The 24,083-nt window shown below is 62.1% G+C and carries 25 protein-coding genes; 15 read left to right on the top strand and 10 right to left on the bottom strand.

Annotation, left to right across the window (positions count from 1 at the left end; genetic code table 11):
- Positions 1 to 85 precede the first annotated feature (85 nt).
- The gene (locus tag AOT96_RS05435; RefSeq protein WP_007732653.1) at positions 86 to 1,306 is read left to right on the top strand and encodes a fatty acid desaturase family protein; all 1,221 of its coding nucleotides are present in this window, start codon (positions 86 to 88) and stop codon (positions 1,304 to 1,306) included.
- A gap of 4 nt (positions 1,307 to 1,310) precedes the next feature.
- Here AOT96_RS05435 and AOT96_RS05430 read toward each other — a convergent pair whose 3' ends face one another.
- From AOT96_RS05430 to AOT96_RS05415, 4 genes are all read right to left on the bottom strand, one after another.
- Positions 1,311 to 1,979, bottom strand: coding sequence for a methionine ABC transporter permease (locus tag AOT96_RS05430; RefSeq protein ID WP_007732650.1), 669 nt, complete (start codon positions 1,977 to 1,979; stop codon positions 1,311 to 1,313).
- Entirely contained in the window at positions 1,976 to 2,977 is a 1,002-nt protein-coding gene (locus tag AOT96_RS05425; RefSeq protein WP_007732648.1) for a methionine ABC transporter ATP-binding protein, read from the bottom strand. Before AOT96_RS05425 ends, AOT96_RS05430 begins: the two co-directional genes overlap by 4 nt.
- A gap of 12 nt (positions 2,978 to 2,989) precedes the next feature.
- Positions 2,990 to 3,847 (bottom strand): MetQ/NlpA family ABC transporter substrate-binding protein, encoded by an 858-nt coding sequence (locus AOT96_RS05420; protein WP_065351409.1) that lies wholly within the window; start codon positions 3,845 to 3,847, stop codon positions 2,990 to 2,992.
- Positions 3,848 to 3,961: 114 nt separating this feature from the next.
- Positions 3,962 to 4,420 carry a nuclear transport factor 2 family protein gene (locus AOT96_RS05415; RefSeq protein ID WP_030537000.1) on the bottom strand — a complete coding sequence of 153 codons (459 nt, stop codon included), beginning with the start codon at positions 4,418 to 4,420 and terminating at the stop codon, positions 3,962 to 3,964.
- 130 nt (positions 4,421 to 4,550) lie between these two features.
- On the opposite strand from AOT96_RS05415, the gene AOT96_RS05410 reads away from it, so the two are divergent.
- From AOT96_RS05410 to AOT96_RS05385, 6 genes are read left to right on the top strand one after another with little or no spacing between them, the layout of a single operon-like run.
- Positions 4,551 to 5,717, top strand: a complete 1,167-nt coding sequence (locus AOT96_RS05410; RefSeq protein WP_054187452.1) for an acyl-CoA dehydrogenase family protein — start codon at positions 4,551 to 4,553, stop codon at positions 5,715 to 5,717.
- A complete protein-coding gene (locus AOT96_RS05405) occupies positions 5,714 to 6,661 on the top strand; it encodes a bifunctional MaoC family dehydratase N-terminal/OB-fold nucleic acid binding domain-containing protein (protein WP_042448383.1) in 948 nt (315 codons plus the stop codon). The genes AOT96_RS05410 and AOT96_RS05405 overlap by 4 nt, the downstream gene beginning before the upstream one ends.
- On the top strand, positions 6,661 to 7,776 hold the full coding sequence (locus tag AOT96_RS05400) for an acyl-CoA dehydrogenase family protein (protein ID WP_030537002.1): 1,116 nt from the start codon (positions 6,661 to 6,663) through the stop codon (positions 7,774 to 7,776). The genes AOT96_RS05405 and AOT96_RS05400 overlap by 1 nt, the downstream gene beginning before the upstream one ends.
- Positions 7,773 to 8,201: a MaoC family dehydratase gene (locus AOT96_RS05395; protein WP_003940399.1), complete on the top strand. Its 429-nt coding sequence runs from the start codon at positions 7,773 to 7,775 to the stop codon at positions 8,199 to 8,201. Before AOT96_RS05400 ends, AOT96_RS05395 begins: the two co-directional genes overlap by 4 nt.
- Positions 8,201 to 9,379 carry a lipid-transfer protein gene (locus tag AOT96_RS05390; protein WP_003940050.1) on the top strand — a complete coding sequence of 393 codons (1,179 nt, stop codon included), beginning with the start codon at positions 8,201 to 8,203 and terminating at the stop codon, positions 9,377 to 9,379. Before AOT96_RS05395 ends, AOT96_RS05390 begins: the two co-directional genes overlap by 1 nt.
- A 14-nt stretch (positions 9,380 to 9,393) precedes the next feature.
- Positions 9,394 to 10,215, top strand: coding sequence for a MaoC/PaaZ C-terminal domain-containing protein (locus AOT96_RS05385; RefSeq protein ID WP_065351408.1), 822 nt, complete (start codon positions 9,394 to 9,396; stop codon positions 10,213 to 10,215).
- Between the two features lie 110 nt (positions 10,216 to 10,325).
- On the opposite strand, the gene AOT96_RS05380 is transcribed toward AOT96_RS05385, so the two are convergent.
- The gene (locus AOT96_RS05380) at positions 10,326 to 11,102 is read right to left on the bottom strand and encodes an SDR family oxidoreductase (protein ID WP_003940546.1); all 777 of its coding nucleotides are present in this window, start codon (positions 11,100 to 11,102) and stop codon (positions 10,326 to 10,328) included.
- Positions 11,103 to 11,301: 199 nt separating this feature from the next.
- On the opposite strand from AOT96_RS05380, the gene AOT96_RS05375 reads away from it, so the two are divergent.
- Entirely contained in the window at positions 11,302 to 12,063 is a 762-nt protein-coding gene (locus AOT96_RS05375) for an SDR family NAD(P)-dependent oxidoreductase (RefSeq protein WP_065351407.1), read from the top strand.
- Between the two features lie 15 nt (positions 12,064 to 12,078).
- On the opposite strand, the gene AOT96_RS05370 is transcribed toward AOT96_RS05375, so the two are convergent.
- Both AOT96_RS05370 and AOT96_RS05365 read right to left on the bottom strand, forming a co-directional pair.
- Positions 12,079 to 12,855: an SDR family NAD(P)-dependent oxidoreductase gene (locus tag AOT96_RS05370; protein WP_007732641.1), complete on the bottom strand. Its 777-nt coding sequence runs from the start codon at positions 12,853 to 12,855 to the stop codon at positions 12,079 to 12,081.
- Positions 12,852 to 13,490: a hypothetical protein gene (locus tag AOT96_RS05365; protein WP_007732640.1), complete on the bottom strand. Its 639-nt coding sequence runs from the start codon at positions 13,488 to 13,490 to the stop codon at positions 12,852 to 12,854. The genes AOT96_RS05370 and AOT96_RS05365 overlap by 4 nt, the downstream gene beginning before the upstream one ends.
- 188 nt (positions 13,491 to 13,678) lie before the next feature.
- On the opposite strand from AOT96_RS05365, the gene AOT96_RS05360 reads away from it, so the two are divergent.
- The 5 genes from AOT96_RS05360 (at position 13,679) to AOT96_RS05340 (ending at position 18,632) form a co-directional block, all read left to right on the top strand.
- Complete coding sequence (locus AOT96_RS05360; RefSeq protein ID WP_065351406.1) at positions 13,679 to 14,578, top strand: LysR family transcriptional regulator; 900 nt, start codon at positions 13,679 to 13,681, stop codon at positions 14,576 to 14,578.
- A gap of 84 nt (positions 14,579 to 14,662) precedes the next feature.
- Positions 14,663 to 15,694 carry a hypothetical protein gene (locus tag AOT96_RS05355; RefSeq protein ID WP_065351405.1) on the top strand — a complete coding sequence of 344 codons (1,032 nt, stop codon included), beginning with the start codon at positions 14,663 to 14,665 and terminating at the stop codon, positions 15,692 to 15,694.
- Positions 15,695 to 15,699: 5 nt separating this feature from the next.
- Positions 15,700 to 16,686: a hypothetical protein gene (locus AOT96_RS05350; protein ID WP_042924860.1), complete on the top strand. Its 987-nt coding sequence runs from the start codon at positions 15,700 to 15,702 to the stop codon at positions 16,684 to 16,686.
- Positions 16,687 to 16,695: 9 nt separating this feature from the next.
- Positions 16,696 to 17,985: an adenylosuccinate synthetase gene (locus AOT96_RS05345; RefSeq protein ID WP_042924797.1), complete on the top strand. Its 1,290-nt coding sequence runs from the start codon at positions 16,696 to 16,698 to the stop codon at positions 17,983 to 17,985.
- The gene (locus AOT96_RS05340; protein ID WP_020909123.1) at positions 17,982 to 18,632 is read left to right on the top strand and encodes an NUDIX domain-containing protein; all 651 of its coding nucleotides are present in this window, start codon (positions 17,982 to 17,984) and stop codon (positions 18,630 to 18,632) included. The genes AOT96_RS05345 and AOT96_RS05340 overlap by 4 nt, the downstream gene beginning before the upstream one ends.
- 6 nt (positions 18,633 to 18,638) lie before the next feature.
- On the opposite strand, the gene hppD is transcribed toward AOT96_RS05340, so the two are convergent.
- Entirely contained in the window at positions 18,639 to 19,844 is a 1,206-nt protein-coding gene (hppD, locus tag AOT96_RS05335) for a 4-hydroxyphenylpyruvate dioxygenase (RefSeq protein WP_065351404.1), read from the bottom strand.
- Positions 19,845 to 20,078: 234 nt separating this feature from the next.
- On the opposite strand from hppD, the gene AOT96_RS05330 reads away from it, so the two are divergent.
- Positions 20,079 to 20,552 (top strand): Lrp/AsnC family transcriptional regulator, encoded by a 474-nt coding sequence (locus AOT96_RS05330; protein WP_042448633.1) that lies wholly within the window; start codon positions 20,079 to 20,081, stop codon positions 20,550 to 20,552.
- Here AOT96_RS05330 and AOT96_RS05325 read toward each other — a convergent pair.
- On the bottom strand, positions 20,540 to 22,084 hold the full coding sequence (locus AOT96_RS05325; protein WP_042448364.1) for an MFS transporter: 1,545 nt from the start codon (positions 22,082 to 22,084) through the stop codon (positions 20,540 to 20,542). The genes AOT96_RS05330 and AOT96_RS05325 overlap by 13 nt on opposite strands.
- A gap of 56 nt (positions 22,085 to 22,140) precedes the next feature.
- Here AOT96_RS05325 and AOT96_RS05320 point away from each other — a divergent pair, with 56 nt between their 5' ends.
- Positions 22,141 to 22,791 carry a TetR/AcrR family transcriptional regulator gene (locus tag AOT96_RS05320; protein ID WP_042448361.1) on the top strand — a complete coding sequence of 217 codons (651 nt, stop codon included), beginning with the start codon at positions 22,141 to 22,143 and terminating at the stop codon, positions 22,789 to 22,791.
- Positions 22,792 to 22,795: 4 nt separating this feature from the next.
- Here AOT96_RS05320 and AOT96_RS05315 read toward each other — a convergent pair whose 3' ends face one another.
- Positions 22,796 to 23,941 carry an adenylate/guanylate cyclase domain-containing protein gene (locus tag AOT96_RS05315; RefSeq protein WP_083197585.1) on the bottom strand — a complete coding sequence of 382 codons (1,146 nt, stop codon included), beginning with the start codon at positions 23,939 to 23,941 and terminating at the stop codon, positions 22,796 to 22,798.
- Positions 23,942 to 24,083 lie beyond the last annotated feature (142 nt).

Genomic DNA, 24,083 nt, shown 5'->3' with positions numbered 1-24,083 from the left:
GGCTGACGTTTCCGCACCGGCTCCCAGGGGTACCGCCCGACGGACCAGTCCTGCGGCACGGAGAAAACCGATACGGAGAAACACTGTGGCGATCACCGACATCAAGGAATATGCCCATCTGACCGAGGAAGACGTCGAGGCACTCGGGCGCGAGCTGGATGCCATTCGGCTCGACATCGAGGAGAAGCGCGGCGCGCACGACGCTCGATACATCCAGCGGACGATCGCGTTTCAGCGCTCTCTGATGGTGGCCGGCCGCATCGTCTTGTTCGCCAGCAAGAAGAAGCCTGCCTGGATTCTGGGGACTGCGCTCCTGGGGGTCGGCAAGATCATCGAGAACATGGAACTCGGCCACAACATAATCCACGGCCAGTGGGACTGGATGAACGATCCCGAGATTCACTCGAGCAACTGGGAGTGGGACAACACCTGCCCGTCCTCGGGATGGAAGCACTCGCACAACTTCACCCATCACAAGTTCACCAACATCGTCGGACTGGACAACGACGTGGGCTACGGAATCATGCGCGTCACGCGCGATCAAAAGTGGCACGCCGACTACCTCTTTCAACCGATCACGAATTTTGTGCTCGCGACCCTCTTCGAGTGGGGAGTGGCACTGCATCACCTCGAAACGGACAAACTCCGCAAGGGTGAGGTGAAGTGGTCCGAGAAATCGGAGATGGCCAAGGACGTCGGTAAGAAGATCGCGCGTCAGGTGGCGAAGGATTACATCCTGTTCCCCGCCCTGACCGGCCCCGCGTGGAAGACCACGTTGACGGCGAACGTCGTTGCGAACCTCATCCGAAACTACTGGAGTTACGCCGTCATCTTCTGCGGGCACTTTCCCGACGGTGCCGAGAAGTTCACGCTCGAGGAATTCGAGAACGAATCGCGCGCTCAGTGGTACCTACGACAGATGCTGGGCTCTGCCAACTTTCATGCCGGTCCCGTCATGGCCTTCATGAGCGGCAACCTCTGCTACCAGATCGAGCATCACTGCTTCCCGGATCTGCCGAGCAATCGGTACTCGGAAATCGCGGTGCCGTTGCGCGACCTGTGTGACAAGTACGACCTCCCGTACACGACCGGGCCGCTGTGGAAGCAGTACGGATTGACTCTGCGCACCATCTGGAAGTTGTCGCTGCCCAACAGGTTTCTCTCGGCTTCCCAGGACGACGCTCCGGAGACGCACTCGGAGTTGAAGTTCCGCATCCGAGGCGGAATCAAGGAAGTGTTCGGCGTCGATCCGCAGACGGGTAAGCGGCGCGGACTGCGAACAGCGATCGCGATGGTCTCGAGCTGATCAGTTACCGCTTGTGCGCCATTGAACGAACCACGAGATCGCCGGTCGACTGGATTGCCTGCACCAGCACGATCAAGATCACGACTGCGACGAACAGCACCGGTGTGTTGAATCGTTGGTAGCCGTACTTGATTGCGAAGTCGCCGAGTCCACCGGCGCCGATGGCACCTGCCATGGCCGAGAAGCCGATCAGCATCACCGCCGTCAGGGTTGCTCCTGCTACCAATCCCGGAACGGATTCGGGCAGTAGCACCTTGGTGATGATGTCTTTGTCGGTGGCGCCCATGGACCGCGCTGCCTCGACGCGTCCGGAATCGACTTCACGCAAGGCGTTCTCGACGACGCGCGCAAAGAAGGGCACCGAACCGATGGTCAGCGGGACGATCGCTGCCGTGGCGCCGAGCGCTGTTCCGACGATCGCCCTCGTTGCCGGGATGAGGAGCACCAACAAGATGACGAACGGCAGCGAACGGCCGATGTTCACCACGGTGCCCAGAACCGAATTGAGGACGCGGTTGGGACGGATTCCGTCGGGCGCGCTCGCGTGCAACAGAACACCGAGAGCGATACCGATGATCACGGTGAGCACGAACGAGACACCGACCATGTAGAGCGTGTCGAGTAGGGCTTCCCATGCTTCGCCCAGGGAATCCTGCCAGGACGTCTTGTTCATGAGAACGTCACCTTCACTCCGCGCTGCGAAAGATGTTCTTCGACAGACTTTCTTGTCTCTTCGTTGCTGACGAGTCCCGTGTGCGAGGCGAACTCCACGCGAAGGCGACCGACCTGATGGGATCCGATGTCCTCGATACCGCCGGAGATCACGGTGACGTCGACGTCGAGATCTCGTGAGAGTTGGGAAATCACGGGTGAGGTGGACAGTGAATCGACAAAGGTGAGGAGCGCCGGAATTCCGGTCGTGGACGTTCGTACCGTTCCGGTCGGCAGTAGCGCCTCTCCGAGGGGTGAGTCCGGGTCTGCGACCAGTTCGGTGAGCGTTCCCTCGTCGACGATGCGGCCCTGATCGATCAGCGCAGCGCGATGGCAGATCCGTCGAACCACGTTGAGCTCGTGGGTGATCAGAACAATGGTCACACCGAGTCGTCGATTGAGATCGGCGAGCAGGTCGAGGATCGAATCGGTTGTGTCCGAGTCGAGGGCGCTGGTGGCCTCGTCGCACAGGAGGACGTCGGGTGAAGCCGCCAAGGCTCTCGCGATGCCGACGCGTTGTTTCTGGCCGCCGGACAGTTGCGAGGGGAAGGCGTCACGTCGGTCTTCCAAGCCCACCAACTCGATCAGCTCGTCGACGCGGGCACGTCGATCTGCCCGCGAGTATCCCGCCACTTCGAGAGGGAAGGCGATGTTGGCGGCGACCGAACGGGAATGCAGCAGGTTGAAATGCTGGAACACGACACCGATCCGCTTGCGTGTGTCGCGCAGTTGCGCTGGGCTCAACGCGGTCAGATCGGTGTCGCCCAACAGAATCCGGCCACTGGTCGGGCGTTCGAGCAGGTTGAGGCAGCGCAGCAAAGTCGACTTGCCGGCGCCGCTCTTGCCGATGATGCCGAAGATTTCGCCGTCTTCGATTTTCAGGGATACGGAATCGAGTGCATGCAGAACTTGTGTGCCGCTGCGGTATTCCTTCGAGACCGATTCGATCGAGAAGACCATGACGGGTCTCGATCAGGTAGCGCTGGCCGGAATGACCGAGCCCTGATAGGTCTGCTCGATGAACGTCGCGACGTCGGCGGACGTCAATGCCTCGGCCAACTTCTGTACTCGCGCATCGTTTTCGAGCGAGGTGCGTACGGTCAGGACATTGGCGTACGGGTTGCCCTCGGCCTTCTCGAGCACCAGGGCGTCCTTGGCCGGGTTGAGGCCACCTTCGATTGCGTAGTTGCCGTTGATGATTGCGAGATCGACATTTCCGTCGTCGAGCGTGCGCGGCAGCTGCGGGGGATCGACCTGGGTGAACGTGAGTCCCTTGGGGTTGTCGACGATGTTCTTCTCGCTGATCTGCGTGATGTCGGTGCCGGGGGCGCCCAACTGCTGATCGAGCTTGATCAAACCGGCCTGCTGCAGCAGGTACAGCCCACGGGCGAAGTTCGTCACGTTGTTGGACAAAGCGACCGTTGCGCCCTGGCGCAGGTCGGCCACGTTGGTGACCTTCTTGGAATATGCACCGAGGGGCTCGACGTGGACCTTCGCCACGGCGACCAGGTCGTCGACACCCTTTTCCTTCGACCACGATTCCTGGTACGGCACGTGCTGGAAGAAGTTGGCGTCGGTGTCTCCGGCTTCGAGCACCTCGTTGGCGTCGAGATCGCCGGTGATCTCGCTGACCTCGATCTTGGTGTCACCGAGCAGGCCCTTTTCTTCGACGAACTTCAGGATCTCGGCGTGCGGAACCGAAGAAGCGACGATGCGAAGAGGTGCGTTCTCGTCGGAGGAGTTGTCGCTCGAGCACGCGGCTACGGTTCCGACTGCGACGGCGGCCACTGCGAAGGCAGCGAGGAATCTTCTGGTGCGCGAGCGTGACATGTGAATCTCCAAGACATAGCCGAACGCACGCCGAGATGGCGTGACAGTTGCTGAACGCTAGCCCGGTAAACCTCCCGTGAGGAGATACAGAATCACCGCGATTTTTTCATGTACCTATTGTCCGAGCAGGATGACCGGAACGTCCTCGGCAAAATCGACTACCAGTTCGCGACGCGAGAACAGCCAGGTGCCGTCGATCTTTTCGAAGCTGTCCTGGTAACGAATCTCGATCCGGTTGTCCCGGTGGCCCTCGCCCCGCGGATAGATGTGGTGAGCGGAGCAGTAAGCCTCACCGTGTGCGGTGGTGGGGCCGTCGAGGTCGAGGATCTGCTGCTCGACGATGTGCCGGGTCGAGTGCAGATGTGAGACGGCATCGACCACCGAACTGCTGACGACGGAGTTCCCACGTATCTCCGTCGGCGCACCCGTTCCGTTCAGTGCCGGCGGCAAGACGAATGCCACGTCGTCAGTGAAGAGAGCCGCAAGTGCAGTGGTGTTTCGGCGGTCGACGGCCTGTGCGTACCTGGCGGCCAAGTCGGTGAGAGCGACGCGATCCGAGGAGTCCATGCGCATATCTCACCCTATGTGACGCCGCTCATGTTTCGGCTTCCCGCTCATCGAGACACTCACAGCGCCCACCTGGGCATCTGGTTAGCGTCCAGGCCAAGAGTTGCCAGCCATGAATGCCATAGGAGAAACAGCGATGGATCTGAGGGAATCGCCCGAGCAGCAGGAGCTCCGCAAGGAGTTGCGCGCGTACTTCGCGGCGCTGCTGCCGGAAGAGAAGCGTCGCGCGGCCGGCGAGCAAGGTGTGGGTGGCGAGTACTTCCGCGAGATCGTGAAGTTGCTGGGCAAGGACGGTTGGCTCGGTATCGGCTGGCCCAAGGAATTCGGTGGACAGGGACGCTCCATCGAAGAGCAGTTCGTGTTCTTCGACGAGGTTCAGCGCGCAGGTCTGCCGTTTCCCTTCGTGACGGTCAATACCGTCGGACCGACGTTGATGAAGTACGGCACCGAAGAACAGAAGGAACGTTTCCTGCCCGGCATCCTGGCCGGCGACATCGTCTTCGCAATCGGGTACACCGAGCCGGAGGCCGGAACGGACTTGGCTTCGCTCAAGACCCGCGCAGTCCTCGACGGTGACGAGTGGGTCGTCGACGGCAACAAGATCTTCACCAGTGGCGCCAACACTGCCGACTACGTGTGGCTGGCCTGCCGCACCGACGCGGATGCCCCCAAGCACAAGGGAATCTCGATCCTGATCGTCCCCACCGAGGATGCAGGCTTCGAGTGGTCACCGATCAACACCGTCGGCGGTTTGATGGTGACGTCCACGTACTACTCCGGCATTCGAGTTCCGTCGAAGGACGTTGTCGGCGAGGTCAACGGCGGCTGGCAGCTCATCACGGCTCAGCTCAACCACGAGCGAATCGGCCTGGCGGCCATCGGTGGTCGCACGTACGGTCTGTGGAACCTGGTCCTGGACTGGGCCAAGGAAAACGGTGCCATCGACATCCCGTGGGTGCAACAGGACTTCGCTCGCACACACGCCAAGCTCGAGGCCATGCGACTGCTGAACTGGAAGATGACGGCAGCCGTCGCACAGGACACGCTCTCCGGAGCCGACGCCGGTGCCACCAAGACGTACGGGACCGAGACTCACGTCGACGTCTACCGCACGCTGCTCGGAATTCTCGGCTCCGCCGGTCGCATCCGCCCCGAGTCTCCGGGCGCTCTGCTTGCCGGTCAGATCGAGCAGATCTCGCGTCAGGGTGTCGTGAACACCTTCGGCGGCGGCGTCAACGAAGTTCTGCGTGACATGGTCGGCACCATCGGCTTGGGACTCGTTCGCGAAAAGAGGGTCAAGTGAGCGACATTTCGGCGCAACTCGACGCTTTTGTCGGCCAGACGCTTGTTCCCACCACCTGGGGGCCAGACGAGGTCAACATCCCCATGATCCGGCATTGGGCCGAGACCATGGGCGATACCAACCCCGTCTACCTCGACGACGACGCTGCCCGCGCCACCGGCCGTGACGGCGTCGTCGCTCCCGCTCAGATGCTTCAGGTCTGGATCATGCGGACCTTTACCGACAAGATGGCGGGCAACGACCCGTCGCAGGTGTGGACCGATCTGATCGCCACCCTCGACGCAGCCGGCTACAGCTCTGTCGTGGCCACCGATTCCGATCAGGAGTTCTTCGCCGAACTGCGCCCAGGCGATCGCGTTAACTACACCGAGGTCATCGAGTCGATTTCGCCGGAGAAGAAGACCGGCCTCGGTGTCGGACACTTCGTCACGACGCTCAAGACCTACCGCAACGGTGACGATCAGGTTGTCGGCACCCAGCGGTGGCGGACGCTGCGGTTCAAACCTCAGGAATCTGCTGCGCCCGAAGCTCCTCGTGCACTGCGTCCGCGTCCGGCTCTCAACGCGGACAACGCTTTCTGGTTCGAAGCAGCCAAGGAGCACCGTCTGGTGATCCAGCGCTGCACGTCCTGCAAGACGCTGCGTCATCCCACCGGCCCGATGTGCGGGGAGTGCCGGTCACTCGAGTGGGACACGATCGACGCGTCGGGTCGTGGCACGGTGTACAGCTTCGTGGTCAATCACCACCCCAAGATCGACGCGTTCGACTACCCGCTCATCGTTGCGGTAATCGAACTCGAAGAGGGAACCCGATTGATCGCCAACATGGTGGGTATCGCGCCCGAAGATGTCGTGGTCGACATGCCCGTGGAACTTGACTGGATCGACGCCGACCCGGATCTGACGCTTCCCGCGTTCCGGCCGGCCGTACGCGAGGAGCACTGATGGACTTCAATTTCAGCGAAGAGCAGGAAGCAATTCGCGCACTGGCCGACGAGGTCTTCACCAGCAAGGCAACGATCGAGCGCACCAAGGAGATCGAACTCTCCGCCGAGCGCGTCGACCGTGAACTGTGGCGCGAACTCGCGAGCACCGGCCTGCTCGGTATCGCCCTGCCGGAGGAGTTCGGCGGCGGTGGCCTCGGCTTGTCCGAGCTGTACGCACTGCTCGAACAGCAGGGACGTCACGTTGCGGCCGTGCCGATCTGGGAAACGACCCTTGCAGCTTTGGCTGTCAACGAATTCGGCTCTGATTCCCTTCGCGCCGAACTCCTTCCGGGAGTTGCCGACGGCAGTCGATTCCTGACCGTCGGTCTCGAAGAGTTCGGTCCGTACACGGGCGGCGACCCACTGACCACGGCTGAGCAGGACGCCGACGGCAACTGGACTCTGACGGGTGAGAAGGCAGTAGTGCCGATGACTCACGTCGCGAACCTTGCTCTCGTTTCGGCAACCGCTTCCACTGGTACGGCACTGCTGCTGGTCGACCTGAGTGCCGAGGGAGTGACGCTCGAACAGACGCAGTCCACCAGTTGGGAGATCTGTGCCAACGTCACCTTTGCCGGTGCCCCCGCGCAGCTGATCGGTGCGGCTGACGGCACCACGGTTCCGTGGCTGATCGACCGCGTTCAGCTGGCATTGGCCGCAATCCAATGGGGCGTCGGGTCGGGTGCAGTCGCGCAGGCCGTCACGTACCTGAACGGCCGCAAGCAGTTCGGCCGTCCGCTGGCGACCTTCCAGGCCGTCAATCATCAACTCGCTGACTGCTACATCGATCTCGAAGCGATGCGCGTGACACTGTGGCAGGCCGCCTGGCGCATCTCCGAGGGACTGGATCTCGGCACCTCGGTACTGGTCGCCAAGTGGTGGGCTACCGACGGCGGACAGCGCGTCGTGCATCGCACCACGCATGTTCACGGCGGCATGGGCGTCGACACCGACTACCCGGTTCACCGTCACCTGTTGTGGGGCAAGCAGATTGCTGCCACCCTCGGTGGTTCCAGCTCCGATCTAGCGCGTCTGGGTGCGCAGCTCGCATCCGGTGTGGAGGTGCTCGCATGACCGTACTTGCCGGTCGCAGTTACGCAGACGTCGTTGTCGGAGAGGCATTGCCCGAGTTGGCGATCCCGCTGACCCGCACGTTGATCGTCGCCACGGCAATCGCCACTCGCGATTTTCAGGACGTGCACCACGATCCGAGCCTGGCGCAGGAGCGTGGCTCGAAGGATGTCTTCATGAACATCCTCACGAGCAACGGTCTTGTCGGTCGATACGTCACGGACTGGGCCGGATCTGCATCGACCCTGCGCCGCATCGCCATTCGTCTCGGGGCGCCCAACTACCCGGGTGACACCATGACGATGACCGGTGAGGTCGTGTCCAAGGAAGACGGAGTGGTCGTGGTCAAGGTGCAGGGTGCAAACAGCCTCGGCAACCATGCATCCGGCACCGTCGCAGTCGCTTTCAAGGAAGAGGAGAGGCCCTGATGGCGATCAGCCCACTCTCGGGAGCCGCCGCCATCGTCGGCATCGGATCCACCGAGTTCTCCAAGAACTCCGGCCGCACCGAACTGCAGTTGGCGTGTGAGGCCATCGTCGCGGCACTCGCTGACGCCGGTATCGATCCGTCCGAGGTCGACGGTCTGTCCACCTACACGTCGGAGACGAACGGCGAAGCGATCGTGGCTCGCAACTGCGGCCTCGGTGAGCTCAAGTTCTTCTCGCGCATTCACTACGGTGGCGGCGCTGCGTGTGCCACCGTGCAGCAGGCGGCCATGGCAGTTGCGACGGGTGTTGCCGACGTCGTGGTTTGTTACCGCGCCTTCAACGAGCGCTCCGGTGTGCGCTACGGCCTAGGGCAGCACGATCGCCCCATGGACAGCACCGCGGATCGCGCGGCATATGCGTGGATGACTCCGCAGGGATTGTCGACTCCCGCTCAGTGGGTCGCCATGTTCGCCCGCCGCTACATGCACCAGTACGGTGCGACGAGTGAGGACTTCGGACGAGTTGCAGTGGTGGCGCGCAAGCATGCCGCCAACAACCCGGCTGCTTGGTTCTACGAGCGTCCGATCACGCTCGAGGACCATCAGAACTCGCGCTGGATCGCCGAGCCGCTGCACCTGCTCGACTGCTGCCAGGAAACCGACGGTGGCCAGGCATTGGTCATCGTCTCTGCCGAGCGCGCAAAGGATCTGGCCAACAAGCCCGTCGTCATCAAGGGCGCCGCTCAGGGCAGTAGCAAGGATCAGCACATGATGACCAGCTACTACCGGCCCGACATCTCCGGTATCCCGGAGATGGGCCTGGTTGCTCGTCAGTTGTACGGCCAGAGCGGCCTGACCCCTGATGACATCAACGCCGCGATTCTGTACGACCACTTCACTCCGTTGGTGCTTCCCCAGCTCGAAGAACTGGGCTTCTGCAAGCCAGGCGAAGCAAAGGACTTCATCCGCGAAGGCAACCTCGAGATCGGTGGACGCCTGCCGTCCAACACTCACGGTGGTCAGGTCGGCGAGGCGTACCTGCACGGTGTCAACGGAATTGCCGAAGGTGTGCGACTGGTGCGAGGCACGTCGACCAACCAGCCCGAGGGCGTCGAAAACGTATTGGTCACAGCCGGAACAGCAGTACCCACCAGCGGTCTCGTTCTCGGCGCTGTTTGAGAGAGGAAAAGACAGTGACAACTTCGGAAGCTGCGAAGACCGCCGGCGATTGGCGTGGAGCCGATCTCGGGACCCGCACCGTGTCGTACACCGAGCGCGACGCGATCCTGTACGCACTTGCCGTGGGCGCCAAGGCGACCGAGCTGGACCTCGTCTTCGAGGATCAGCTTCGGGTCCTGCCGACCTTTGCTCTGACGCTGGCGCAGTGGGCTCCCGACGCTCTGGGTTCGGCGGGCGCCTTCGACACCTCGACGGCACTGCACGGCTCGCAAGAGCTGAAAGTGCTTGCTCCGCTTCCGCGTAGCTGTGACGTGACCTTGAAGGCTTCGGTCGGCGAGGTGTGGGACAAGGGCGCAGCGGCCGTGTTCGAAGTGAAGGTGGAGTGCGAATACTTCGTCGCGACCTGGTCACTTTTTGCCCCCGGTGCCGGTGGATTCGGCGGAGAACGTGGACCCTCACGTCCGGCGGAGCCGACCGGCGAGCCTTCGTTGACCGGTGTGTTGACCACAGCGGAGAACCAGACGGCGATGTACCGGCTCCTGGGCGACAAGCACCACATCCACATCGATCCCGAGGCTGCGGCGCGGATCAACCAGCCGCGTCCGATCATGCACGGCCTGTGCACGTTGGCCGCCAGCACACTCGAGCTTGCTCGGGTCGCCGGAGTGCATCCGGCTGATCTTGTCAGTCTCGAGGGTCGATTCGCTGCGGCGATCCATCCGGGTGAAGCGCCGTCCATCGTTGCGTGGGGAACTCCCGACGACCTGGCCTTCCAGGTCACCAAGGGTGATCAGGTAGCGATTTCCGGTGCACGAGTGAGCTTCTCCGCTCGCTAGTCCCTCCAGACTCAACTGCGGGGTGCTTGACCCCTCGTCGCGCCCCGCAGTTGTTCACACGAAGAAGCAGCCCCCGAGCGAATCCGCTCAGGGGCTGCTTCGTATATGTTTCAATCCTGGTGGGTCGCCATGTAGCGAGCCGGGTACTCACCGCCGCCGTGAACGGCGATGTCGGCGCCGTTCACGTACGAGGAGAGCGGGCTCGCCAGGAACAGGCAGGAGTTGGCGATATCGGCCGGCACGGCCATGCGCTCCATCGGAATGGTCCTGGTGACCGCAGCGCCGCCGTCGGCGCCGTAGACCTCGGCGGCAGCCTCGGTACGGATCAGGCCGGTGGTGATGTGGTTGATCCGGACCTTCGGCGCCCATTCGAGGGCCAATGCCTTGGTCAGAACGAGGAGGCCTGCCTTGGCTGCGCTGTACGCCGCGGTTCCGGGCTGCGGGTCGATCGCCGAGACACTGCCGATGTTGATGATGGCACCGCCGTCGTCCTGAGTCTGCATCACTGCATTTGCGGCCTGGGCAACGTTGAAGGGTGCCAACAGGTTCAGGGCCACGATCTTCTCGACGAAGCGGGGTGACACCGTCGCAGCGTCGGCGTCGGGGGAGCCGCCGGCGTTGTTGACCAGGACGTCCAGACGGCCGAAGCGCTCGACGGCATCCTGGACGAGGGCTGCGGCGTCGGCGGGATCGCGGACGTCCGTGGCGCGAAAGGCTGCGCTACGACCGTCGGCGGTGGGTAGGTTTTCGGGCTCGTTACGGCCACAGACCAGCACGTTCGCACCCGCGGCGAGGAAGGTTTCGGCGATGACGTAGCCGATGCCTTTGGTGCCGCCGGTGACGATCACCGAGCGTCCGCTGAAATCGACGGGGTTGGGCAGTGTCACGGTGGAGCCTTCCTGGTGCGGTGCCGAGCTGAATTGCCGCCCAATGTGATTGACGCGACGTGGTCGCACACCTTAGGGTCAAGCAAGTGCTTGGTTGTTTTGTAGGTCGAGTGTAGACGACAAACAGCGGCAGTCACCAGAATTGACCGGTCCCTCCCGCAAAAGGGACCTCTGCGTCGACGGACATTGGAGTGGTCACATGGGCAAGCTCGAAGGCAAAGTCGCACTCATCACCGGTGCGGGTCAGGGAATCGGGCAGGGGATTGCCCTGGCCTTGGCCAAAGAGGGCGCCGTGATCGCCGTTTCCGGCCGCACCGAATCCAAGTTGCACACCACGTGCGGACTACTGGCTGACATCGGTGCGCGCGGTGAGGCGGTGGTCTGCGACGTCAGCAAGAAGGACGACATCACCGACGCCGTGGACCGTACCGTCGAACTGTTCGGCGGAATCGACATCCTGGTCAACAACGCCAACGACTGCAAGCCCGGCCCACTCTCGAGCGTGCTCGACGAAGACTTCGAGCGTTCCTTCGCGACGGGGCCGCTCGCCACCCTGCGCATGATGCAGGCGTCGTACCCCCACATGAACAGTCGTGGCGGTGGCGTCATCATCAACATGGTCACCTCGGCGGCGGTGCGCTGGGATGCCAGTAACTACGGCGCTTACGGTTCCATCAAAGAAGGCATGCGCTCGTTGACCCGCGCTGCCGCCTGCGAATGGGGCAAGGACAACATTCGCGTTCTCAATGTTGCCCCGCACGCCAAGACTCCCGCGTTGCAGTGGTGGATGGAAAAGAATCCCGAAGAGGCAGCGGCATTTGTCGCAGGTATTCCGCTGGGACGCGTCGGAGACCCCGAGACCGACATCGGTCGTGCCGTCGTCTTCCTCGTCAGCGAAGACGCCGGGTACCTCACGGGTGCCACGATCCCGCTCGACGGCGGCCAGTCGCGCTGGGGCTGACCGCCATCGACCCGATCAGGTCATCACGGCGCCGCCGTCGACGGCAATCGTCTGGCCGGTGACGTTGCGAGCCTTGTCACTGAGCAAGAAGGCGACCATCTCGGCGATGTCTCCGGGCGTCTGAGCTCGACCCATCGGAACCATCTGTGCGACAAAAGAATCGAAGACGTCAGCATCGGAAACATCTGTGAGCGAGGGATCGCGTCGACGCAGTTCCTTGATGGTTCGAAGCCACATGTCGGTGAGGATCAGGCCGGGCATGACCGTATTCGAGCGAAGTCCTCGAGTCGCACCGATCCGGGCGACGCTGTGACTCATCTCGATCACGGCGGCCTTCGACGGTCCGTAGTGCGCGAGCATGTCACCGCCCAAGCGGGCACCGATCGACGCGATGTTGACGATCGCTGCCGGACCCTCGGTTCTGCTCACGAATTCGCGGCACATCAGGAAGCTGCCCTTGGTGTTCACCGCAAAGGTGTTGTCCCACTGGTCTTCGGTGATCTCGAGGAACGGAGTGAAGACGCCGATTCCGGCGCCGTTAACGAGTGCAGTCGGGCTTCCGGCCGATGCAGCCACGTCGAAGGCGTTCTTGACGTCACCTTCACGTCGAACATCGCATCGTGCCGTGTGGACTGCTACGCCAAGGCTTTCCAGGCGTGCTGCGGTGTCGGCGAGTGCGGCCTCTTCGATGTCGAGGAGAAGCAGGGTGCCGAAGTCCTCCGCAAGGCGCTCGGCAATAGCGGCGCCCAACCCGGCAGCTGCGCCGGTGACAATGGCTACGGGCGCGCTCACGGCAGGTGCGTTTCGAGCAGTGGGGCAAGCAGTTCGGCTGCGCGCGCCGCCGTGATGACCTCGCTCGGGTCCACCTTGGTCACGACTTTCGAAGCAGAATCTTCGTAGACATGCTCACCGATGAGTCGCCCCTGCTCGTCGTACGGCCAGACAAATGCCAAGGTCCGACGCACGAGATACCAACCGTCGGGGTCGATGTCCGACGACTGTTCGGGGGCTGCGGGGGTGGATCCACCCGATTCGTGCACCGCGCCGAACACCCCGTCTCCCAGAATCGATCCTGGGACGAATTGACTGAAGAGAGTCTCACCCGAGAATCCGCTGTCGGAGACCGCGAAGTCGGACTGTCCGGTCCACATGACAAGGGTGTCCGTCTCGGCGAGTGACTGGTAGAAGTTGGTGACGGCGTCCATGCCGTCGAGGACAATCGACTGCCCGTCTTCGAACAACCGGTAGACGGGTTCTTCGACGGTCATGTCGGGCGAGAGGATTTCCTTGTAACGACCGGAGACCTCGAGCAATGCGTGGCGCCGGTAGTTTCGGAGGATCTTCTGGTGCCGCGGATTGTCGATGGTTTCCAATTGCTTTTCGACGCCATCCATCATGTGGACGAATTCGTGCTCGTACTTGCTCATCACATCTCCTGGTTTCGCGGATTCGGCGGGCTGTCCGGATCTGCGACAACTGTGACCTGACGTGGCATTCGCTGTACATGTAGAACTTCGTTCGACAATTGCCGGTTTGCTTAACTCCGCTGTTCAGATACCGTGATGGTCATCACTTTGCTGGGGAACAGCGGCCTAAGGCAACCGAATGGACGGTAATGAAAAAGGTGAGAAGAGGTGAAGATCTGAATCTGCGGTTGGTGTCCTCGTTGCTCGTCGTCGTGGCGGAAGGGCACTTCGGCCGAGCGGCAGACCGGTTGTTCGTCACGGCGCCTGCTCTCAGTCAGCAGATTCGTCGACTCGAGGAACAGGTGGGTGTCGAGTTGGTTGATCGCAGTTCGCACCCGGTGGTGCTCACCGCCGCGGGTGAGGTGTTCGTCGCGGATGCGCGGCCCGCTCTCGAGTTCGCCGTTCGCGCGATGAACGGGCTCGACGCACTCGAGCGTCGGCGGGCCAGGCGGTTGCGGATCGGATTCATCAACGGGGCGGCCGGAAGTTTGGGACGTGCGGTGATCGATTCGTTGCATGCGGAGGTGGAGCTGGTCCAATTGGACTGGTCCCAACAGGTTTCCGCGGTGGCGAGCGCGACCGTCGACGCGGCCTTCGTGCGCCCTCCACTGCCGGTGCTCGACGGTGTGGTGCTCGAACGGATCGGCGTCGAACCGCGGGTGGTGGCCCTGCCTCGAGGACACCGACTGGCGGGCCGTACGAGTATCGAGATTTCTGAAATAGATGGGACTGTGCAGGTTTCGAGTGACGGTGCGCCACCCGAATGGGTGAAATGGTGGTCGGTGGACCCGCGCCCCAGTGGTGTACCCGTCCGGTACGGTCCCTCTGTCCGCACGATGGACGAAGCGCTCGAGGTTGTCGCCAACGGTCGGGCGGTGGTGATAACGGCAGCAACCATTGCCGAGTACTACACCCGCTCGGATATCAGTTTCGTGCGCATTTCCGACATCGAGCAGTGTTCGATCGATCTGTGTACCCGTGAGGGCGACAGCAGTCCGGCAGTGATCGAGCTACGCAAAGCTGTTTCAGCCCTCGGTGCCGACAGGTGATTGCCGTGTCCTGATGTGATGCGCATGTACTCGGATGAAATACGCATTCTTGCCGTTTTTGTTTTAGTCGCTTAGACTAAAACCATGAAAACGACGCACACTGCACTCGAAACGGTCGAGACGGCAAAGGTTTCGGCTGATGTGTTCGGGGGAGTCCCCAGTGATCTCGACTCCCGCCGCGCTGCAAAGCGTCGTTTTCATCGGCTCGCCTCAGCCATTCATCCGGACCGGGCGAAGCCCGAAGATCGGGTGCGATACTCGGCCGCAACATCTCGATTGAACGAGCTTTACCGCAGTTGGACAGCGGAGTTCGAGCCGGCAGATTCTCGGCCCGTTTATGTCGGCGAGCGGGGCGAGTACATGTTGGGTGGACTGGTAGCGCGCGGCTCGGTCGCTAACCTGTACCGGTCCGATGCCGGTGTCGTACTCAAGATTCCGCGAAACCCTCGGGCGAACTCGATGATCGAGGCCGAACGGAATGTGCTGACGGACATCGAGAATTCGTGCGAAGCCGGTTGGGTAGTCTCGTACTTCCCGCGATTGATCGATCGAATCACCCATGTGGGCAGCGGCACGAGACGTCAGATCGATGTGCTGGACGATCTGACCGAAGGTTTTGTGAGTCTCGCCGACGTCCGTGAGGCGTATCCGGGTGGCCTCGATCCACGGGACTGGGCGTGGATGCACCGACGGCTACTTCGGGCTCTGGCAGCAGCGCATGCGACTGGTTGGGTGCACACCGCGATTACCGCGGAGAACGTGCTGATCGAGCCTGATCGGCACGGGGTGGTGCTGGTCGGCTGGTCCTTTGGCACCCGTACGGGCAGCCGCCCGGTGGCGACGATCGGTTCCGATCGTGATTCGTACCCACCGGAACTCGGCGAAGGAGCGTCTCCGGCCTGGGACGTCTACATGGCTCATCATTTGATGCTCCGAATGCTGGGCGAGCAGACCCACGAACGGATGAAGGCGTTTGCCGACGGCTGCATGCAGGACAACCCGAGATTGCGTCCCGACGCGGTCGACCTACTGGGTGAGTTCGACGAACTCCTCGATCTTCTCTATGGCCAGCGGACATTTCGTCCGTTCGCCGTTCCATCCACGAAAGGGCAGTGATTGTCATGGGCTACGGAAACTGGGACGACAACACCTATTTGGCGGGCAAGACTTTTCGTGCCGCACGCGGTGTCGACGATTTCGGTTACACCGATTCGCTTCGGTCGCGTCCGCGAAGCAGTTGGAAAGCGGACCCGACCCTCGACCCCTTCGGCGTCGACAAGCGTGAATGCCGAGACTCGGCCGGGCACCCCGATTCTCTCCCGATAGCAGTGCTTTTCGATGTCACCGGCTCGATGGGCGCTGTTCCTCGAATCATGCAGGACAAGCTCGGAAAGCTGCACGGGCTGCTGCAACGCAAGGGATACGCGGATGATCCGCAGATTCTGTTCGGTGGTATCGGCGACGCCGATTCCGATCAGGTGCCACTACAAGTCGGCCAGTTCGAGTCGGGTAACGCGATGGACGAGCAGCTTCGGACCATCTTCCTCGAGGGCAACGGTGGTGGACAGAAGTCGGAAAGCTATGAATTGGCAGCATATTTCATGGCGCGCCACACCAGTACGGATGCCTGGGAGAAGCGCGGAAGGAAAGGCTACCTCTTCATCATCGGCGACGAGCTGAACAAGCCGCGGCTCTCGGCTCGTCACATCCGTTCGGTGATCGGCGACAAGGTACGTCAGGACGTATCGGTCTCGTCGATCTACCGTGAACTCGAAGAAAGATGGAATGTCTACTTCGTTCTGCCAGATCAGTCGTCGTACTTCAACGATCCGGAAATCGCGGATCACTGGAAGAAGTTGCTCGGTGAACGCTTCGTCAAACTCGACGACCCCGCTGCGGTGTGCGAACTGATCGCGCTGACGGTCGGAATCGGTGAGGACCGCATCGACCTGCGTGACGGACTGGCGGATCTCCGCGACATCGGTTCAAGAGCTGAAGCCGAGACCGTCGGCAAGGCTCTCGCTGTGATCCCAGGGCGCAGCACCGCGACGGTGGCCGGGTTGCCCCACGATCTCGGAACCGATACGGACGATGTCGATTTCGCATAGAAGGAGAGCATGATGGAGCCGTTCGAAGACCGCGATATCGTCGTCGTAGACCTCGGGTTCGGAGATGCGGGGAAGGGAGCAACCGTCGATTGGCTTTGCTCCGACCAAGCCGATTTGGGTGTGGCCGCAGTGGTCCGGTTCAACGGTGGGGCACAGGCAGCGCACAACGTGACGGTCGGCGAGTACCACCACACGTTTTCGCAGTTCGGTTCGGGAACGCTGTCCGGCGTCCCGACGTTTCTCTCGAGATTCGTGTTGGTCGAGCCCATCGCCCTCGCCCGGGAGGCGCGTGCTCTGGAAGCGCTCGGAGTTCGAAATCCGTTCGATCTGATACGGATCGACGCGCGCGCATTGTTGACGACGCCGATTCACGTGGCCGCCAACAGGGCCCGTGAGGATGCTCGCGGCGGTAACCGACACGGCTCGTGTGGCAAGGGGATCGGTGAGACCGCGGCGTATGCGCTCGAAGTTGCGAATGCGCCTACGGTGGGAGACTGCCGGCGACCTGATTCCTTGCGTCGTAAGTTGTCGGCGTTGGCCACATTCTACGGACCGTTGATCGCGGAGAGTCGCCACGGTTTTCCGCCGATCGACGACATGGTCGACATGTACGCGGAATTCGGTGCCGTCGTGGACATCGCCGACCCGGATGCGCTGGGCGCGTTGGGTGCCCGTGGTCGTCTGGTATTCGAGGGGGCACAAGGTGTCCTTCTCGACGAGTGGCGGGGGTTTCACCCACACACCACGTGGTCGACGGTCGAGCCGTCCAACGCGCGAGCGATGATCGACGAGTTGGGCCGGGACAGTTACGTACTCGGCGTCACCCGCACGTACATGACACGACACGGAGCTGGGCCCTTCCCGACGGAGGATCCGGAGTTGGCGAAGGTGTTGCCCGAGCTGCACAACGGGACGGGTGAGTATCAAGGCGGATTCCGGACGGGCCACTTCGACGAGTTGTTGTTGCACTACGCAATCGAGGTGAGCGGTGGCGTCGACGGTTTGGCGCTTACTCATCTCGATGCGATGGATCGCGCGCGGGCTGCAGGCGTCCCGATCCACGGGGTGCACGCGTACGAAGGATTGCCGTTCGTTCCCGTCGGAGAGTGGAAGGATCTCGATCACCAGCAGGCGCTGACAGATTCCCTGAAAGCCGTAGGGGTCGTGCCGAAGGAACTTCCGGCCGACCCGGAGGATTTCGCCCGGTATCTGAGCGAGGAAATGGGTGCGCCGGTAGTGCTGACCGCGAACGGTGCCGACCGGGTCGATCGTCAGGTGCGCTGCCCAGTGCCTGCATGATGGACGGTGTGGACCAGTCACTTGTCTCGATCGATGTCATCGCGCTCCGGTTCGGCAATCCGGAACCCGGGATGTTGCGATTTGCCGTCACTCCGCGGCAAGCGGAGCCGTACACCGGGCAGTTGGCGCTGCCCGGTGTACTGCTGGGCGCCGGTGAGCGGTTGCAGGACGCCGCCAGGCGAGCCGTGACCACCAAGCTCGGAATTCCCGACGAGAAGATCCTCGTCAGCGGTCAATTGACCGTGTTCGACGAACCCAATCGAGACCCCCGCGGTCCGACGCTCTCGGTGACGATGTGGGCAGTGATCTCGTCGGACGAGGTGCCGGGTTCGGCCGAATGGGTGAGCTGGGACAACCCGGGGGACCTTGCGTTCGACCACAATCGGATAGTCGCCGATACCCGCCCGATCCTTGCTGACACCCTGTTGTGGCGAGATCAGGCATTCACGCGGGCATTACTGGGTCCGTCGTTTCCGGCGTCGTACGCGCTGGCCGTGGCGGAGGAGCTTTCCGGTGTGCGTCCGGACCCGGGCAATTTGAACCGGACGCTCAAAGCGTTGCCAGGGCTGGAACGTACGGACGAACGAGTCCGGGTCAGTGCCACCGGGCGACCCGCGGTGGTCTGGGCGTGGACCGAAAACAGCTGACCTACCTCAGAAGTTGCCCCGCGCGGCCTGCTCACGCTCGATCGCTTCGAACAGGGCTTTGAAGTTTCCCAGTCCGAATCCCAGTGAGCCGTGGCGTTCGATGATCTCGAAGAACACGGTGGGACGATCTCCGATCGGCTTGGTGAAGATCTGAAGAAGATAGCCGTCCTCGTCGCGGTCGACGAGGATGCCTCGCTTCTGCAATTCCTCGATCGGAACTCGAACCTCTCCGATACGCGCGCGCAATTCGGGATCCTCGTAATACGAAGCCGGAGTAGAGAGAAACTCGATTCCTTCGTCGACCAGAGCATCGACTGCTCCGAGGATGTCGTTGGTCGCAAGTGCGAGATGCTGAGCGCCGGGACCTTGGTAGAACTCGAGGTACTCGTCGATCTGTGACCGCTTCTTCGCGATGGCAGGTTCGTTGAGTGGGAACTTGACTCGGTGATTGCCGCTCGAGACGACCTTGCTCATCAGCGCGGAGTAGTCGGTGGCTATGTCGCCGCCCACGAACTCGGCCATGTTGGTGAATCCCATGACCCGGTTGTAGAAGTCGACCCACTGGTCCATCTTGCCGAGTTCGACATTGCCGACGACGTGGTCGAGGGCCTGGAAGATTCGCTTGGGCGCGCCGTCACGCTTGCGGTACGACGACGTCCGTTCGACGTATCCGGGAAGGTAAGGGCCGGTGTAGCGGGAACGGTCGACGAGGGTGTGCCGAGTCTCGCCGTACGTCGCGATGCTGGCCAGGCGAACGGTGCCGTGCTCGTCGGTGACGTCGTGCGGTTCGCTCAACACCGTCGCGCCTTGGGTGATGGCGTGTGCGATGCACTTGTCCACGTCAGGGACGCTGAGCGCGATGTCGCTGATACCGTCGCCGTGACGGCTGTGATGTTCGATCAGCGGACTTGCCGGATCCACAGCGCCCTTGACGACAAACCGCACGGCCCCGCTTTTGAGTACAAACGCGTGGTGGTCGCGGTTTCCCGTCGACGGGCCTGAATAGGCCACCAATTCCATGCCGAATGCGGACTGGAAGAAATGTGAAGTCTGCGTGGCATTTCCGACGACCCATTCGAGGCCGTCCCAACCGCTCACGGGGAAGGGATCGTGATCGCTGTCGTACTCGACCAAGCCGACCAACTGGCGCAATTGCTCCAGATCCAGGCCGGCCAACTGTTCGTCGTCGGTGAGAGTCTGTTCGACGGTCATGATGAGTCCCCTCTGAGTGCGATGTACACAGCGCGGTGCTCGAGTTATGTTCGGCACTGCCAGTACAAACAGATAAGTCCTTCAGAGGTTGGGTAGTCAACGGAGGTAGTTGAAAGTAGACACAGCGCCGGAATGCGAAGATGGTGGCACTGTTTTGTAGGCAATTTGCATAGTTGAACGACGAGTGGAGCAGACGTGAATCTCGACGCAGTGGATCTGGCTCTGTTGGACGCGATGAACAAGCACCCGAGAGCCGGTGCGTTGGAGCTTTCGCGTCAGGTCAAGGTTGCGCGGGCGACAGTGCAGGCGAGATTGAAAAGGATGGAAGATGCGGGCGTCATCGCCGGATACGCGCCGCACGTCAATTTGGCTGCAGCGGGTTTCGGAGTACAGGCATTCGTGACTTTGCAGATCGCCCAGGGGGCGCTCGACACCGTCACAGCGGAACTCGAGGCAATCCCCGGTGTACTCGAAGCCTTTGCCACCACCGGCTCCGGCGACGTGCTGTGCCGGATTGCCGCTGCGTCGCACGAGGATTTGCAAGCGACGCTGCTCGAACTGAATCGGTCGGGGATAGCCACCCGGTCGACCAGCGTCATGGTTCTCTCGGTTGTGGTGCCGCTCCGGTCGATGCCCCTCCTACAGACTCTGCAATCGGAGCAGACGACCAAGGCCCCGGCGTACCGACGAGGCGGTCAGTCTCGCTGACGACCCGGAGCCCAGAATCCCAGAACGATCGCGGATACCCACATGATCGCAGCGAGCGTGAGTGCTCCTTGATCCATGCCTTTGATGAAGGCTTCACGGGCGAATTCGGCCAACTGGGCACCCTGCGGCCCGGCTGCTTCGGCGACGTGGAGAGCGGCGGCCAGAGAACCGGATACCGGCTCCTTGGCCGGTTCGGGTAGCAAGTCGACCGCGGGCTGGACGTGATTTCCGTAGCCGGCGGCGAGGATACTTCCCGCCAGTGCAACGCCGATGGCGGAGCCGATCTCACGGGTTGCGTCGTTGACTGCTGAGGCAACACCCTGTTTGGAGTCCGGTGCGTTGGAGACGATGGCAGCAGTGGCGGGGGTTGTCGACAAACCCAAACCAATAGCGGCCACTACCAAGGGAACACAGACTTCGGCATAGGTCGAACTGGCGTCCAAGCGCGTCAAGAGCGCAATTCCGGTTCCGAGGAAGGCAACCCCGGTGGCGGTGAGGGCGCGAAGGCCGATACGCGGAATCAGTAGGGGAGCAACCACGGACAGCGCCATCACCGGCACGGCGATCGGCATGAGGGCGAGCGCCGATTGCAGGGGGGAGTAGTCGAGCACCAGTTGCAGATACTGCACGATCAGAAAGAACAGGCCGAAGGTTGCCAGAAATTGCAGGGTCAGCGACGCCGCGCCGCTGCCGAATGCACGATTGGCAAACAGTCTGACGTCCAGAAGTGGGTGGCGAGTGCGTAATTCGACCCAGCTGAAGATTGCTGTCATGGCGATTCCGCCGATTAGCAATGCGAGAACCACCGGATCGAGCCAGCCACGGGCGGGCGCCTCGATCATCCCGAGGACGAACAGGCCAATCGAGCCGGCGATCAGCGCTGTACCAGGTAGATCGAGTGGAGTTGCCTCCGTGTCCTTCGACGTCACGATCGTGAACGACACCACGAGGATGAGAACTGAGACGACGGCCAGGCTGACGAAAATCGAATGCCAGGACCATTTTTCGAGGAGTAGCCCGGAGACGACGAGTCCGGCGATTGCACCGGACCCTGCGACGCCGGACCAGACTCCGACGGCGCGGGCACGCTGCGCCGGCGGGAAACCTGCAGTGAGTAGAGACAGCGTCGCCGGCATGACAAATGCGGCGCCGACGCCGGAGATCACGCGGGAGACGATGATCCACGACGGTTCGTCCGCGAAGACCGGAATCGACGAGCCGGCAGCAAAAACGAGTAGTCCGAACATGAGCAGTTCTCGTCGACCGTATCGATCGCCGAGTGCGCCCGCCGGCAACAAGAGACAAGCCAGCGTGAGCGTGTACCCGTCCACGATCCACGTGAGCTGGCTCTGTGTTGCACCGGTATCGCGGGCCAAGTCGGGAAGGGCCGTGTTGAGCGCGGCCATCGCTGCGACGACCAGCGCGACGGCGCAGCACGCGACCGTCAGCATCCAGATCTGTCGGATGGTCCACGTGGACTGTTCGAGCGTCGTATCGCTACTCACGAAACCTCCCGATAGAAACAAGACCATCAGTATCGTTACAAGAACAGCAGTTCCACAACCCCCAAGTGGGTATAACTGAAGTTGTGACGGTGGGAATCGACAAGCAGGGAATCGAACAGCAGGGAAACGACGAGGACCCGCGCAAACAGCGTTCCAGATCCAGGTTGCTCGACGCAGCGACCACGCTGCTGGCAGAAGGCGGCGTCGACGCCGTGACGATCGATGCCGTCACCAAGTTGGCCAACGTCGCGCGTGCGACGCTGTATCGCCATTTCGACAGCGGCACGGAGTTACTCGCCGCGGCATTTGCACGTCTACTGCCGCCGGTGCCGGAGATGTCCGGTGAAGGCGATCTCCGCGCGCAGTTGCTCGAGTTGTTGACCAGTCAGGCCAAGGCCATCGAAAGCGCACCGATCCAGGTGACGGCGATGTGCTGGCTCGGCTTGGGGCCGGAACTGAAGGGTTATTCGAGCGTCGATGCCCTGTCCACGGACAAGCCCGAATTGCGATCGCTGCGCCAGACGGTTTTCGAGCAGTACCGACACGCGTTCGATCGGATCCTGCGCTCGCCGGGCGCGATCGACGCGTTGGGGGAGTACGACTACGACGTCGCACTTGCTCAGTTGGTCGGACCTTTGGTGCTCACCAAGCTGGCCACGCTGACGCCTCTCGGGGAGGCTGCGTGTGAGCAGATCGTGGACGACTTTCTGGCTGCACGCGGAGTGTCGAGCTGAGAGCTCACGGCTCCAGATTGCGGCGTAGCACGTACTGCTCGAGCCTGTCGATGCCGCGCACTCGTCGCGGACGTAGGTGCCGCAGTTTGAAATTGGCGTCCGAGCCGAGTTGGGTGGCCAACTCGGAGTCGATCAGCACGGTGCCGGGACGAGCAGAGCTGGTGAGACGCGCGGCCTTGTTGACCACCGAACCGTAGAGATCTCCGAAGCGAACCAACGTCGGCCCCATGGCCAGACCCACCCGAAGCTGCGGATCGTCGTGATCGGCGAGGACCGCCTGCTGGATCTGCAAAGCGATCTCGGCGGCATGGTGGGGACTTTCAGCGGCAAACATGACCTCGTCACCGACGGTCTTGACCACCCAGCCGTAGTTGCGACCGATGATTTCGGTGGACGCGGACTCGAACCGCTCGAGCAGATCGTTGAGTTCGGCGGAGTCGAGGCCGCGGGTCAGCGAGGTGTACCCGACGATGTCGGCGAAACCCACGATCAGAACACGACTCGCTACTTCTTCGCCCGGGTTTCCCACGTTGCGGCCCGTCGACGACGCGACGTGACGCTTCCATACGTACGTCTGCAGAGATTCGACAGCGGGAATGATCTCGGCGCCGAGGCGCAGAACGATCTTCCGGATCGCTTCGGGCTCGTGATCTGCCGAGTCGGCGAGCTGGTCGATGATGTGTGTGCTGATCAGCGAGACCTGCCACTCAGCCAACCTCGACATCGACTGCCCCAGTGAACGGGCGGCAGCCACCTCACTGCTCTGCGAGATGACTCCTCGATTGACCATGTCGATGATCGTCTTGAGGGCGTTGGCGTCTTGCTGGGTGAACATGACGGCGTCGGGATCCTCGTCGACGGCAAAGCCCATCGCGACCCACAAACGATCGGCACGCTCGCGTGTCACACCGGCGAATTCCGCGATCTGCGATTGCGTGAAGCAGCGCGGTCCGCCGAGGAGGGACTCCTCGATGTCGGCTTGAATCCGGCTGAGCAGATGAGCATCGACGTCGACCGGATCAGCAGTGTGAGGTTCGGCAGCGTGAGATTCAGCAGGGGCGGGTTCGGTGACCTCGTCGATCCACTCTGACTCCGAACTGCTCACCGTGCTCCTTATTGCCGCAACGAATTTCTGTCCACCATCTTCCACGCGGTGCCCCGAGAACAGTACTGAATTGGCCGAACCGTCTACGGATCCTCGGGCTCAGGCGGGCGGTGAGAGTCAACACGTCGGTGGCTTGTGCAAGAGTTGCCCCGAGAAAAGCACTGTCGATACCGAAATGCACGAGATA

The organism is Rhodococcus sp. 008 (genome assembly GCF_001682295.1).
GTDB lineage: Bacteria > Actinomycetota > Actinomycetes > Mycobacteriales > Mycobacteriaceae > Rhodococcus_F > Rhodococcus_F qingshengii.
Note: the sequence above shows the minus strand (reverse complement) of the source record. Positions and strands in the feature narration are given on the sequence as shown.

Bases quoted from the DNA above. Each gene is read 5' to 3' on its own strand.
- AOT96_RS05430 (WP_007732650.1), bottom strand. From the start codon at position 1,979: ATGAACAAGACGTCCTGGCAGGATTCCCTGGGCGAAGCATGGGAAGCC.
- AOT96_RS05425 (WP_007732648.1), bottom strand. From the start codon at position 2,977: ATGGTCTTCTCGATCGAATCGGTCTCGAAGGAATACCGCAGCGGCACA.
- AOT96_RS05420 (WP_065351409.1), bottom strand. From the start codon at position 3,847: ATGTCACGCTCGCGCACCAGAAGATTCCTCGCTGCCTTCGCAGTGGCC.
- AOT96_RS05415 (WP_030537000.1), bottom strand. From the start codon at position 4,420: ATGCGCATGGACTCCTCGGATCGCGTCGCTCTCACCGACTTGGCCGCC.
- AOT96_RS05410 (WP_054187452.1), top strand. From the start codon at position 4,551: ATGGATCTGAGGGAATCGCCCGAGCAGCAGGAGCTCCGCAAGGAGTTG.
- AOT96_RS05400 (WP_030537002.1), top strand. From the start codon at position 6,661: ATGGACTTCAATTTCAGCGAAGAGCAGGAAGCAATTCGCGCACTGGCC.
- AOT96_RS05395 (WP_003940399.1), top strand. From the start codon at position 7,773: ATGACCGTACTTGCCGGTCGCAGTTACGCAGACGTCGTTGTCGGAGAG.
- AOT96_RS05390 (WP_003940050.1), top strand. From the start codon at position 8,201: ATGGCGATCAGCCCACTCTCGGGAGCCGCCGCCATCGTCGGCATCGGA.
- AOT96_RS05375 (WP_065351407.1), top strand. From the start codon at position 11,302: ATGGGCAAGCTCGAAGGCAAAGTCGCACTCATCACCGGTGCGGGTCAG.
- AOT96_RS05365 (WP_007732640.1), bottom strand. From the start codon at position 13,490: ATGAGCAAGTACGAGCACGAATTCGTCCACATGATGGATGGCGTCGAA.
- AOT96_RS05360 (WP_065351406.1), top strand. From the start codon at position 13,679: ATGAAAAAGGTGAGAAGAGGTGAAGATCTGAATCTGCGGTTGGTGTCC.
- AOT96_RS05355 (WP_065351405.1), top strand. From the start codon at position 14,663: ATGAAAACGACGCACACTGCACTCGAAACGGTCGAGACGGCAAAGGTT.
- AOT96_RS05350 (WP_042924860.1), top strand. From the start codon at position 15,700: ATGGGCTACGGAAACTGGGACGACAACACCTATTTGGCGGGCAAGACT.
- AOT96_RS05345 (WP_042924797.1), top strand. From the start codon at position 16,696: ATGATGGAGCCGTTCGAAGACCGCGATATCGTCGTCGTAGACCTCGGG.
- AOT96_RS05340 (WP_020909123.1), top strand. From the start codon at position 17,982: ATGATGGACGGTGTGGACCAGTCACTTGTCTCGATCGATGTCATCGCG.
- hppD (WP_065351404.1), bottom strand. From the start codon at position 19,844: ATGACCGTCGAACAGACTCTCACCGACGACGAACAGTTGGCCGGCCTG.
- AOT96_RS05330 (WP_042448633.1), top strand. From the start codon at position 20,079: ATGAACAAGCACCCGAGAGCCGGTGCGTTGGAGCTTTCGCGTCAGGTC.
- AOT96_RS05325 (WP_042448364.1), bottom strand. From the start codon at position 22,084: ATGGTCTTGTTTCTATCGGGAGGTTTCGTGAGTAGCGATACGACGCTC.